The organism is Dorea sp. AM13-35, from assembly GCF_003473885.1.
GTDB classification, from domain to species: domain Bacteria; phylum Bacillota; class Clostridia; order Lachnospirales; family Lachnospiraceae; genus Dorea_D; species Dorea_D hominis.
Map to the genome: position 1 here is coordinate 1 of NZ_QUCZ01000006.1, position 13027 is coordinate 13027.

A 13027-nucleotide genomic window follows, 5' to 3' on the forward strand; every position below is an offset into this window, starting at 1 on the left:
GGAGAAGATCTGGATGAGATCACAGCGGCAGATCTTGGAACAATGCTGGAAGCCGGACTGAACGGACTGTACGGGATCGTAGATGCGAAAGTCGGAGACAAGACATTAGTAGATACACTGGCGCCATCCGTGGACGTAATGAAAGCAGCCGGAGCAGAAGGAAAAGATTTCAAAGAAGCACTGGCAGAGATGAAGAAAGCTGCAGAAGCAGGACGCGATTCTACCAAGGACATGGTAGCAAAATTCGGACGTTCCAGCCGTCTGGGCGAGAGATCCAGAGGTGTGCTGGATGCAGGAGCAACCTCCTGCTGCATTATCCTCAGCGCAATGGCGGACGGAATCAGCGAACTATTATAAGATGCCAGGGGCACAAGTCTGAAACCACGATGTGCTTGCACGTGAGAGGTTTTATGACTTAGTGCCCCGCCCCGAATATGGGCATAAAAGTGGATCGTAAGCTTCACGATATGCGAATGTAGGGCAGAATTGTGGGAGTACAAAGTACGAAACAATTTGTATGGCATTTTTAGAACTAAACAGCATAAGGAACTATCATACATCGGAAAGACAGTTCTGAGATAGCTTAAAAGAAGCCGGGAGATAGAGAGCAAGACTCATCTTCCGGCTTCTTTTAGAATTGTGAAAAAAGTGTCATGAAAAGCTTGAAAAATGGCGTATTTAAGGCAAAAAAGTGCCATCTTATATGTCCGAGAACTATTGACAAAAGCACAAAAAATGCTATACTAAATACAAATGTAATATAAAATTACAAATGTAACCAAGGAGAGATATATGAGAGAAGATGTATATATAAAGATTGCATATTGGTATTACACCCTGGGAATGACACAAGATGAGATTGCAAAACGTCTTTCCTTCACAAGACAGAAAGTGAATCAGATCATCAATTCGCTGATGGATCTTGGAATTGTAAATATCAGTATCCAAGGCTACGAAAGAGATAATATTGAGCTGGAGTGTAAGCTGGAAGAAGCCTATACTTTAAAACAGGTGATTGTAGCCAGTGATTATGGCGAGAGAGATACAGCAATATATAAAGTAGCAAACGTAGCGGCCCAGTATATGGAGGATAAGATTCAGCAGGGAGACACAGTAGGAGTTTCCTGGGGACACACACTGGCAGAGGTTGTAGATCAGATGGTTTATCACAAGAGAAGCGAATGCCGGGTTGTACAGCTTATGGGAGCGCAGAACATAGAACAGAAGGTTGAAAAGTCTGACGAGATCGCACGAAATCTTGCGAACAAGCTGGACTGTGCAAGTTATATGTTATATGCGCCGGTGGTTGTAGAACATGAAGAAACAAAGAAGATGCTGATGCAAGAGAGAAGTATCAAAGCTTCTTTTGAATTAATGAAGAAGTGCAATATAGCGGTACTTGGAGTTGGTGAATTAACAGAGCAGTCTACGATGTGCACAAGAGGACATATTACAAAGGAAGATATACAGATGCTCCGTGCAGAGGGATTTATTGGAGATATTGCAATGAATCCAATCAGAGAAGACGGATCCTGGGATAATTGTCCATTGTCAGATCGTTTGCTGAGTGCCAATGTAGAATGCCTGAAGGGAATTCCAAATGTAATTCTTGTAGCGTGTGGTGCCAAGAAAGTGCAGGCAATCAAAGCAGCTCTTCGTACGAATTGTATAGATACACTGATTACAGATGAAACGACGGCAAGAGAGATTCTTGAGATCGTAAAAGAAGAGGAGTGATAAAGCATGGATTATATTATGGGAATTGATGTCGGAACGTCAAATGTCAAGGCAGTCCTGTTCGATGAGAAAGGTACAGAGATACAGGTTGCAAGCCGTGTGAGCGAGACGATCAACGACGGTGGGAACAATGAAGAACAGGATATGACAATCGTATGGGAAAAAGTCAAAGCCTGCATTACAGAACTGATGGATTCAAAAGTAGTTGCAGCAGAAGATATCAAAGGCATCGGAGTTACCGGACAGGGAGAAGGATGCTGGCTGATCGACAAAGAAGGAAAGCCATTGCAGAATGCAATTCTCTGGTGTGACGGACGTGCAGTTGCAGAAGTACATAAGATCACGGAAGAACATCCTGAGATCGGTAAACTTTATCACCGGACAACCGGAACCCCGCCGCTTCTTGGCAATCAGATGATGCTTCTGCGGTGGATGAAGTCTCATCGCAAAGATGTGCTGGATAAGGGGTATAAGATATTATTCTGTAAAGACTGGATCCGTTATAATCTGACCGGCAAGATCGGAACAGAGATCACCGACAGTTTCACTTCCCTGATTGATGCACAGACCGGTAAGATTGCAGAAGATCTGATGAAAGAATTAGATATTTTTGAATATCGTGATTACCTTCCGGATCCGGTGGATTCAGATGAAGTAGTTGGAACAATCCTTAACAGCGTGGCAGAAGATACCGGACTTGCCAAAGGTACACCGGTCGTTGCCGGAGCACTGGATACATCAGCAACAGCAATCGGACTTGGTGCGATCCATGAGAAAGATGCCTGCGTCATCCTCGGCACAACATGTGCCAGTGAGATGGTTATGCGAAAGGAAGACTGCGATTTTGGAGCAGAGAATTCCAGATACGAAAAACATCCGATCAAAGAATTATATGTAGAATTACAGCCGACACTGAACGGCACACCAAACATTGACTGGATGCTTCAGAATATTTCAAATACAAAAGATTTCACTGAGATTGATAAAATGGTAGAAAGCGTGCCGGTAGGCTGCGGCGGAGTCGTTTATCATCCGTACATCAGCGTGGCGGGAGAGAGAGCTCCGTTTTATCATCCATATGCAAGAGCAAGCTTCTTCGGAATCAGCCAGGTTACAACGAGAGAACAACTGATCCGGGCAGTATACGAAGGCTTAAGTCTTTCTATCCGCGACTGTCTGCAGAATGTAGATAAACATGCGACTTTATATCTTGCCGGTGGCGGAGCAAAGAGCCCGGTATGGGCACAGATGATTGCAGATGTAATGGGAATGAAAGTTATGATACCTGCAGGAAAAGAACTTGGTGCAAAAGGTGTTGCGCTGATCGCAGGTGTGAAACTTGGAATATACAGGTCTTATGAGGAGGCGGTAGAGAAAGCTTGTGTATTTAAACAGACATACGAACCGAATCTGAAACGTACAGAAAAATACGATCTGTTATATGAACTTTTCAGACAGGTACGAATTCACAATCAACAGATCTGGGACTACAGACACCAGATGAATAAGAAAATTCAGGCAATTAAGGAGGATTAGAGAAATGAAAATATTTTTTACCGCAGAGTACAATGAAGAAGAATTAAAGCCATTATACGAGATGGGTGATGTCGTGCTGGACGGATGGGCACTCGGACTTCCGAAGATGGAAGAGGATGAGCTTGTAAAGAAGACAAAAGATGCAGACATTATCATCACAAGCTATGATGATATTACAAGAAGAGTTATCGAAGGTGCGCCGAATCTGAAACTGATCGCATGCACAAGAGCAACGCCGGTAAATGTTGATATGGCAGCTGCAAAAGAAAGAGGAATCCCGGTTCTGTATACACCTGGAAGAAACTCAGATTCCACAGCAGAGATGACAATCGGTCTGATGCTTTCTATCGCAAGAAAGATTCCGATGGCATACAAAGCATTAAAAGAAGGAAAATATACTGGCAACCCGGATGCACATAAGACAACAAAAGAAGGACTGAAAGCAGACGTTATCTGGGATATGAAGATGGATGCACCTTACATGGTATTTAAAGGTACACAGTTAAAAGGTAAATCTCTTGGTATCCTCGGATACGGAAGTATCGGAAGACGTGTAGGACATATCGCAAGAGCATTTGGCATGCAGCTTCTGATCTACGATCCATATCAGGGAGAAGTTGACATTGAGGAAATCGGTATCCGCAAAGTCAATACAGTAGAAGAACTGATGAAAGAGTCTGATTTCATTACATGCCATATGAAAGTTACACCGGAGACAACCGGAATCATTAGTAAAGAAAGAATCGCACTGATGAAACCAACTGCATATTTCATCAACGCTTCCAGAGGAGCAATCCTGGATGAAGAAGCACTCATCGAAGCACTTCGTGAGAAGAGAATCGCGGGAGCAGCATTTGACGTATATGCAAGTGAGCCGATCGCAAGCAACCATCCATATGTAACAGAACTGGACAACGTTGTAATTACACCGCATATTGCAGGAGCAACAAATGACGTACTTGTAAATCATACAAAACAGATTGTATCTGACGTTCGAAGATTCCTGAACGGCGAACATTTATTATATCAGTACAGATACTAAGAAGAACTTTAAGGTGCCTGCATGGGCAGGCATCTTAAAAATAAAATGAAAAAGAAGGATCTTAAAGGGTTAAGGAGGAAATGAAAATGAACAGAGACAAAGTGACAGTAGCACAGATTGAAGTATGTGAAACAGCTAAGAAAATGTACCACAGCGGACTGGTAGCAGGAACATGGGGAAATATTTCTGCTCGTGTAGATGATGAATATATGGTAATCACACCTTCAGGAATGGATTATGATCGCTTATGTCCGGAAGATATGGTTCTTGTAAATATGAACACTCTGGAATATGAAGGAAGATTAAAACCATCTGTAGAAACACCGATCCACGCAGCTATTTTCAAAGACAGACCGGAAATGAACGGTATCGTACATACACATTCTAATTACGCACTGGTAATGGCTACAGCAAGAAAACCAATTCCTCCGATCTGCGATGACCAGGTACAGATTCTTGGTGGAGATGTTCGTGTTGCAGACTACACAATGCCAGGATCACAGGAGATGGCTAAGACAGTTGTAGAAGCTTTAAAAGATCGTACAGGAGCTCTTATCGCTAACCATGGAGAGATTACAATCGGAAGAAATCTTTCCGAAGCATTAACAGGATCACAGGTTCTGGAAAAAGCAGCTATGGTATATATCAATGTACAGTCTATCGGTGGACCGGTACAGATCTCCGATGAAGATATTGCATTCTTCCATGATTTCTTCCTTCACAAATACGGACAGAAATAAGCCGTTTACAGGCATGATAACCGGGAGCTTTAAAGCTCCCGGCGCTATTTAAGCAGAGATGGATGTAAAAAGGAGATATGACCAATGAAAACATTAATTACAGCAAGATTTGACAAAAACTACACAGATATGCTGGAAACAATCACTACAGATTATGAGTTCGCAGGATATGGTGTAACCGGAATTAAGATGCCGGTACCGGAGATGAAAGAGAAAATTAAAGACGTGGAACTTCTGATCTCCGAATTTGAAGATATTACAAAAGAAGTTATTGATGCAGCAGAAAAATTAAAGATTATCGTATGCTGCCGTAACGAAGCATTTGCAAGTATTGATATCGAAGCTGCTACAGCAAAAGGAATTCCGGTATTAAGAGCCGGTGGAAGAAATGCGATTGCTGTTGCTGAGCACACGATCGCACTTCTGATGTGTGTATCCAAGAACATGAGTTTAACAGATCATCTGTTAAAATATACAGACCAGCTTACAAATGTACAGTATCACGACAACGGTGGAAAGCGTGCTGAGACAATGTCTGAGTGGTCCATGGATCCGGATGCACCTTTCGCATTATATGGCGGCGGACCGGAGATGTATGGCAAGACATTTGGACAGATCGGTTTCGGTATGATCGGTCGAGAAGTTGCAAAGAGAGCACATGCACTTGGCATGAACCTGATCATTTATGATCCATATGTATCACAGGAGCAGATGGATTATCTGGATGCCAAGAAAGTAGATTTGGATACAGTTATGAAAGAAGCTGATTTCATCAGTGTAAACTGTAATGTTGTCCCGGAGACAGTCGGACTGATCAGCAGAGAGAAGATCGCACTTATGAAACCTACAGCCTACTTTGTAAATACAGCACGTGCGAAAGTTCTGGACTATGACGCATTATACGATGCATTAAAAGATAAAAAGATTGCCGGAGCAGGTCTGGATGTATATCCGGTTGAACCTATCCCGGCAGGAGATAAGATCTTATCTCTGAGAAATGTTGTTCTGACACCGCATCTTGCAGGATCAGCAAGAGATATTGTTGGACATCAGACAGAAATCGTGCTTACGGATGTTAAGAAAATTCTGGCACATGAGCAGCCGAAATTCATCTGCAATCCGGAGGTATTGAAGTAGAGGGGAGGCGTTCAAGGTGAAATATTCCATTGGAATTGATATAGGAACGACTACGGTAAAATGTATTCTCTTTGGCGAGGGTGTACAGGTCGTAGCAGAAGCTGGAAGAGAGTACAAGACACTGCTTCCGAAGGCATCATGGGCACAACAGAATCCGGAAGACTGGTGGAAGGGCGTCGCAGAGTCCATAAGGTCTATTCTCACCGAGAGCAGGGTTGCCCCAGAAGATATTAAAGTAATCTCTGTCAGCAGTCAGGCACCGGCAGTTCTTCCTATGACAAAAGAAGGCGAGCCGCTGCACGATGCGTTGATCTGGATGGATCGGAGAAGCACCAAAGAATTAGAAATATTAGAAGAGAAGATCGGTACGAAGAAGGTGTATGAGATCACCGGCAACCGTCTGGACACGTATTTTACGCTGACAGAGCTTATGTGGTTTTTACGTAACCATCCGGATATGATGAAGAAATGTCATAAGATTCTTCAGGTGAATGGTTATATCAATTATAAACTGACAGAAGTATTTTCCATTGATGCAACACATGCATCATTGACACAGCTTTACGATGTGCATAACAACTGCTGGAGCGAAGAATTATTTGAAGCGATTGGCGGAGATACGAAGATCATGCCGGATATTTATGACTGTATGGATGTCATTGGACATGTATCAAAGAAAGCAGCAGAAGAGACCGGACTTTCTACGAAGACGGTTGTTTTAGGTGGTGCAGTAGATGCATCGGCAGCAGCCCTGGAAGTAGGCGTTTACGGAGATGGAAGCATTGCAGAGATGACAGGAACAAGTTCGGTTGTCATGTTTGGATTTGACGGACTTGTGACATGTAATGAGCTTTCTTATCTTCGTGGTGTGAAAGAGAACACAACCATTTTATTCGGTGCTATGAATACAGCCGGCGGTTCACTGAAGTGGTTTCGTGATGCGCTGTACGGCGGCGAGACACCGCAAAATGACGCTTATCCGAGAATAAATAAAGAAATCGAAGCCGGTGCAAAAAATCCGACAGGACTTATTTTCCTCCCTTATATGGCAGGAGAGCGTGCACCAATCTGGGATCCGAATGCAAGAGGAACTTTTATGGGGCTGAATATGAATACAACCCGTGCGGAAATGTTACGTGCGGTTATGGAAGGCACCAGTTTTGCACTGCAGGATAATCTGGATCAGGCGATCAAGACAGGAATCCCAATTCGCGATTTCATCTGCTGCGGTGGTTGCAGCAAGAGTGATATCTGGCTGAAAATCAAGGCATCTGTCATCGGCCAGGAGATCAAGATACCGTCAGTAAATCTTGGAGCACCGGGTGGACTCGGCTACATGAATGCAGCATTTATGGGCGAGTACAAGACACCGGAAGACGCATCAAGGGCGGCATTACAGATTAAGAAAATTGTAGAGCCGGTGGAAGAATGGATACCGATATATAAAGAGTTATATCAGATCTATCTGGATTCTTATCAAAGTTTGAAATCGCAGTTTGCGGCACTTGCACAGATCAAATAAAAAATGTAAAATAATAAGCGACACAGTTCTAAAAAATGTGCAGGAAACAATGATAATAAGAAGGATGGAGACTGAGGATAGAATTATGGGGAAACAAGATGCAAGATTAATCATTTTTGATATGGATGGAGTGATCTTAGACAGCGAGCCACTGCATGAGAATGCAAGGCAGATGATGTTTAAAAAATATGGGATCATTCCGGATGAGAAGATGCCGGAAGCCGTGGGTAAATCATCCAGCGGATTCTGGCGGAAGGTAATCGAGATTTATCAGATTGAGGGAGAGCCTTACGCATTGGAAAAAGAGCAGTATCACCTGGTGGCAAAGCAAATCGAAGAGAATGATGTAAAGCCATCGGACGGGCTGGTAGAATTGATAATGGATGCGAAGGAAAAAGGAATGGGAATTGCGCTTGCTTCCTCATCTACCCGTATTCTTGTAGATGATTCGCTTAGGCTTCTGGGAATTGCAGAGCAGTTTGATGTGACGGTTTCCGGAGATGAGATACCGAAGAAGAAACCAGCACCGGATGTATATCTGAAAGTGCTTGAACTTACCGGAGTGAATGCAGAAGAAGCTGTGGCAGTAGAAGATTCCCGTGCGGGAATCGAAGCTGCGAAGGCAGCAGGCATTTTCTGCTACGGATATGACAATCCGACTTCCGGAATGCAGGATATATCGAAAGCAGATCAGCAGATTAAGAGTATACGGGATATAAAAATATAATAAAAAGAAGATGATACAAAAAATCGTCTGACAAATTTGACTTTTGTTATGGAAAAGCATATAATGTAATCAAAATTAAATCGGTAGTGTTTCACTGCCGATTTAAAATGTCTATAAATAAATAGAAAGGCTGGGACAGACAATGGATCAGGGAAAAGTAACAAGAGTATTAAAATCAATGGAGGAGCATGATGTACCACAGATGATCGTATCCGATCCGGTTGCGATTTTTTATCTGACAGGTAAATGGATCTTCCCGGGAGAGAGACTTTTAGCACTGTATCTGAATGTGAATGGAAATCATAAGTTTGTAATCAACAAACTGTTTCCACAGGAAGGAGATCTCGGAGTAGATATCATTTATTATGATGATATTGAGGACGGAGTAGAGATCTTAAGCAAATATGTAGAGAAAGACAAGACCATGGGTATTGACAAGACATGGCCATCCAAATTCTTAATCCGTCTGCAGGAACTTGGCGGAGGAAGCAAATTTGTCAATGGTTCTCCGATCATTGATTATATCCGTATGATCAAAGATGAAAAAGAGCAGGATTTAATGAGAAAATCTTCTAAGATCAACGATGTTGCTATGGAGAAGATCATTCCTTGGGTAGCAAAAGGTCTGACAGAGAAAGAACTGAACGCTAAGATGCGTGAGATCTACAAAGAATTAGGATGTGAGGATGTATCTTTTGATCCGATCACAGCTTATGGACACGGAGCAGCAGATCCACATCATGTAACAGATGATTCCAAAGGAAAACGCGGAGATTGCGTAATCCTTGATATCGGTGGATTCAAAGACAACTATGCATCTGATATGACAAGAACTGTCTTCATCGGAGAAGTTTCCGATCGTGCAAAAGAGATCTATGATATCGTAGTAGAAGCTAACAGACGTGGTATCGAAGCTGCAAAACCGGGCGCAAGAATGTGCGACGTTGATCTTGCTGCAAGAAATTACATCGAGGAGAAAGGCTTCGGAGAGTACTTCACACACAGAACAGGTCATTCTATCGGACTGGAAGACCACGAGTTTGGTGATGTATCTTCTGTAAATACAGATATCATCCAGGTTGGACAGTGCTTCTCAGTTGAACCGGGAATCTATCTTCCGGATGAGAACATCGGTGTTCGTATCGAAGACCTTGTAATCATCACAGAAGACGGATGCGAAGTTCTGAATGACTTCACAAAAGATCTGATCATTGTTCCGGAAGAGTAAGAAGAACTCTTAGGACAAGTTATTGAGAGCGGTATAATTTATACATAAGAAAGAGCATCGTTCCATAGCTGATTTGTATCGGTTATGGGGCGGTGCTTTTTTGTTGTAAAGTAGTCTTTATAATTCAGCAAGCACTTTCTTCAGTACTTCCTGCACGGAATCTGTCATGTGATTCGCATAAGCTTCAACGCCCGGCGCGCATCCGGAAAGTGCATAACTGTCGCCTGCCATCTGAAGCATTTCGATATCGTTAAACTGATCGCCGAAAGCAATTCCTTCAGACATATCAAATCCAAGATAATGTACCAGTTTTTCAAGAGCAGTTCCTTTATTAATATCCGGTGCGACAAAATCAATCCACTCGTTCCCGGAAGTGACGATCTTAATCTCATCACCAAATTCCTTGCGGAAGAAAGGCTCAATTGCGGAAGTTCCTTTGCCGGAGAAATCACACATGGCAAGCTTTAAAAACGGTTCTTTTATGTCAGCTAAATTATCCACAACCGCCATATCATACTGGACAACGTCAGTCATATGTTTTATGTAAAATGGATCTTTGGAATCGGTATAACAGCAGCTTTCGCAGGAAAGCTGGCAGTTGCATGCCGGATATCCTTTGGCATATTCGGTGATGCGAAGGACAAGATCACGGTCAAGAGAGCCTTTGGTGACGGCTTTGTGCTGATCCATGACGAGGGCACCATTTTCCGAAACATAAGAAATCATATCCTGCACAGGACCAAACATACGGTACATATTGATATACTGTCTGCCGCTGGCGGCAATGAAATGAATTCCGACTTCGGTGAGCCGGCGGATAAGTTCTAAAGTTTCATTATCCGGTTTCTGCGCCCCGTTTTGAAGTAATGTTCCATCCAGATCGCTGGCGATGTATTTTATCATAAAGTGTATTCTCCTTTTCGTATCTTGCTAATTAAATCCGTAACTATTATAATATAAAAAGAAATTAAATGAAAGAAGAGGATAGATACTATGAAAATTGGAATTGGTAACGATCATGCAGCATTAGAGATGAAGAATCAGGTAATGGAGTATTTGGAAGAGAAAGGATATGAAGTTATCAATTATGGGACCAACACACCGGAGAGCTGTAACTATCCGGAATTTGGTGAGAAAGTCGGACGTGCAGTTGTATCCGGCGAAGTAGACTGCGGAATTCTGATCTGCGGAACAGGAGTCGGAATCTCGCTGGCTGCCAACAAAGTAAAAGGCGTAAGAGCAGTTGTATGCTCAGAACCGTATTCTGCAAAACTGTCCAAACAGCACAACAATACAAATATTTTAGCGTTTGGTGCACGTGTTGTGGGCATTGAGCTTGCAAAGATGATCATTGATGAATGGCTTGGCGCTGAGTTTGAAGGTGGAAGACACCAGACTCGTGTCGATATGATCATGGCGATTGAGAATAAAGATAACTAAGAAATGGTCTGTTAAAGATGCCTGTAAGGGCATCTTTTAACTTTAAATCTATAATGACGTGACAATCATAATAGAGGCAACAGCCAGAAGAGAGCAGCAGCGGCAGATATTTAGATATAAATAATGACAGAAGAGGTGACAGCAGGATGCGGAAGATTATAAATAATCCGGAACACGTTGTAGATGAGATGATGGAAGGCTATATCAGCGCTTACAGCAGATATTATGTTAAACATCCGGATGTGAACGGTGTGATTTTAAAACAGAGAAGAAAAGACAAAGTGGCACTGGTGATCGGTGGAGGAAGCGGACATGAACCGATGTTTTCCGGCTTTGTCGGAAAAGGACTTGCAGATGCAGCGGCGTGCGGCAATATATTTGCATCCCCCGATCCGAACACGATTTACCAGACAGCGAAGGCAGTCGAGCAGGGAAAAGGTGTTCTTTTTGTGTATGGCTGCTATGCGGGAGATAATCTGAATTTTGATATGGGCGAAGAGTTCTTAAATGACGATGGAATCCAGACAGCACATGTGCGCGTGTGGGATGATGTAGCATCCGCACCGCAGGAGCGTATCGAGGACCGACGCGGAATCGCAGGAGATGTATTTGTTGTGAAAATCGCAGGTGCGGCATGTGATGCAGGACTGGAATTAGAAGAAGTTGTCAGAGTTACGGAGAAGGCAAGAGATAATACAAGAACGATTGGTGTTGCAACTGCACCTGCACAGCTTCCGGGAGTGGAACAGCCGATATTTACGTTGGGCGAAGGCGAGATTGAATACGGCATGGGACTGCACGGCGAGCGCGGTGTACTGCGCACTACGTGGGAAGATGCAGATGTTCTTGCCGAGAAGATGTATAAGCAGATTCTGGACGATTCGGATTTGAAAACGGGCGATGAAGTGTGTGTACTTGTAAACGGTCTCGGTTCTACAACGATCACAGAACTTGCAATTGCTTTCCGCAAAGTGAAAAAGCTTCTGGATGCAGATGGAATCAAAGTTTACGATACAGATCTGAACAATTATTGTACCAGTCAGGAAATGGGTGGATTTTCCATTACTTTATTTAAACTGGATGAAGAACTGAAGAAATACTATGATATGCCATGTTACTGTCCGTATTACGCGAAGGGAGAGCTTACGGGAAATACCGGTGAAGCAGCCGGCGGCCAGACGGAAGATGTACAGATTAAGTCAGAACCGGAATTTGATGTAAATGACGTGGAAGCGGCAGAGATTGTAAGAAGCAAAGCCGGAATTCTGGAAGAACTGAATGCGGCTGATACAAGAAATATGCTTTTATATATTGCTGATAAAATCATTGCAAAGAAACCATATCTGACAGAAGTAGACAGTGCCATTGGTGATGGAGACCATGGAATCGGTATGGCGGGCGGCATGCAGAAAGTTAAGAAAAAACTCTCCCATATGGAGAATGAAGAGAATGTCTATGCACTCTTCGAGGCGGCGGGAAAGGCAATGCTCCTGTCAATGGGTGGCGCATCCGGTGTTGTTTTCGGAAGCCTGTATCTTGCCGGTGCCAAAGGCATGGAAGCGAAGAAGGCTATCGGTGCAGAAGAACTGGCGCATATGGAAAAGAAAAGCCTTGCAGCAATCCAGGAGAGAGGCAAAGCGAAAGTCGGTGATAAGACGATGGTGGATGCACTTGCTCCGGCAGTAGAGGCAATGGAAGCAAACAGTGAAAAGAGCCTGGCCGAGATGCTGCGCGCAGCGGAGGCAGCCGCAAAAGCAGGTGTCGAGAACACAAAGAAATATCAGGCAGCATTTGGACGCGCCAAATCACTGATGGAACGTGCCATCGGATACCAGGATGCAGGAGCAACGTCTGTGTGGCTGATCATTCAGGGAATGCGTGAATTTGTAGAGGATATCTGTGAAGAGAAGTAAAAAGC

12 protein-coding genes are annotated in these 13027 nt (G+C 43.4%); 11 read left to right on the forward strand and 1 reads right to left on the reverse strand.

The annotated features are described in order from the left end of the window. From DW152_RS07655 to DW152_RS07695, 9 genes are all read left to right on the forward strand, one after another. Positions 1 to 357 (forward strand): dihydroxyacetone kinase subunit L (locus DW152_RS07655; protein WP_118288339.1); only part of this gene is annotated, 357 nt, incomplete at its 5' end. 435 nt (positions 358 to 792) lie between these two features. Continuing rightward, positions 793 to 1737, forward strand: coding sequence for a sugar-binding transcriptional regulator (locus DW152_RS07660; protein WP_021860142.1), 945 nt, complete (start codon positions 793 to 795; stop codon positions 1735 to 1737). Between the two features lie 6 nt (positions 1738 to 1743). Next, entirely contained in the window at positions 1744 to 3273 is a 1530-nt protein-coding gene (locus DW152_RS07665; RefSeq protein WP_118288340.1) for an FGGY-family carbohydrate kinase, read from the forward strand. Between the two features lie 4 nt (positions 3274 to 3277). Next, positions 3278 to 4315 (forward strand): 2-hydroxyacid dehydrogenase, encoded by a 1038-nt coding sequence (locus tag DW152_RS07670; protein WP_021860144.1) that lies wholly within the window; start codon positions 3278 to 3280, stop codon positions 4313 to 4315. 86 nt (positions 4316 to 4401) lie between these two features. Then, on the forward strand, positions 4402 to 5055 hold the full coding sequence (locus tag DW152_RS07675; RefSeq protein WP_021860145.1) for a class II aldolase/adducin family protein: 654 nt from the start codon (positions 4402 to 4404) through the stop codon (positions 5053 to 5055). Positions 5056 to 5139: 84 nt separating this feature from the next. Continuing rightward, the gene (locus tag DW152_RS07680; protein WP_021860146.1) at positions 5140 to 6192 is read left to right on the forward strand and encodes a 2-hydroxyacid dehydrogenase; all 1053 of its coding nucleotides are present in this window, start codon (positions 5140 to 5142) and stop codon (positions 6190 to 6192) included. Positions 6193 to 6208: 16 nt separating this feature from the next. Further along, a complete protein-coding gene (locus DW152_RS07685) occupies positions 6209 to 7714 on the forward strand; it encodes a xylulokinase (RefSeq protein ID WP_118288341.1) in 1506 nt (501 codons plus the stop codon). 85 nt (positions 7715 to 7799) lie between these two features. Continuing rightward, positions 7800 to 8441 (forward strand): HAD family hydrolase, encoded by a 642-nt coding sequence (locus DW152_RS07690; protein WP_117537760.1) that lies wholly within the window; start codon positions 7800 to 7802, stop codon positions 8439 to 8441. A gap of 142 nt (positions 8442 to 8583) precedes the next feature. Next, complete coding sequence (locus tag DW152_RS07695; protein ID WP_021860149.1) at positions 8584 to 9669, forward strand: M24 family metallopeptidase; 1086 nt, start codon at positions 8584 to 8586, stop codon at positions 9667 to 9669. 117 nt (positions 9670 to 9786) lie between these two features. On the opposite strand, the gene DW152_RS07700 is transcribed toward DW152_RS07695, so the two are convergent. After that, positions 9787 to 10572: a Cof-type HAD-IIB family hydrolase gene (locus tag DW152_RS07700; RefSeq protein WP_118288342.1), complete on the reverse strand. Its 786-nt coding sequence runs from the start codon at positions 10570 to 10572 to the stop codon at positions 9787 to 9789. A gap of 90 nt (positions 10573 to 10662) precedes the next feature. Between DW152_RS07700 and rpiB the strand changes: the two genes are divergently transcribed. Both rpiB and dhaL read left to right on the forward strand, forming a co-directional pair. Further along, positions 10663 to 11109, forward strand: a complete 447-nt coding sequence (rpiB, locus tag DW152_RS07705; RefSeq protein ID WP_021860151.1) for a ribose 5-phosphate isomerase B — start codon at positions 10663 to 10665, stop codon at positions 11107 to 11109. A gap of 146 nt (positions 11110 to 11255) precedes the next feature. Beyond that, positions 11256 to 13022 (forward strand): dihydroxyacetone kinase subunit DhaL, encoded by a 1767-nt coding sequence (gene dhaL, locus DW152_RS07710; protein WP_118288343.1) that lies wholly within the window; start codon positions 11256 to 11258, stop codon positions 13020 to 13022. The last annotated feature ends 5 nt before the right edge of the window (positions 13023 to 13027 follow it).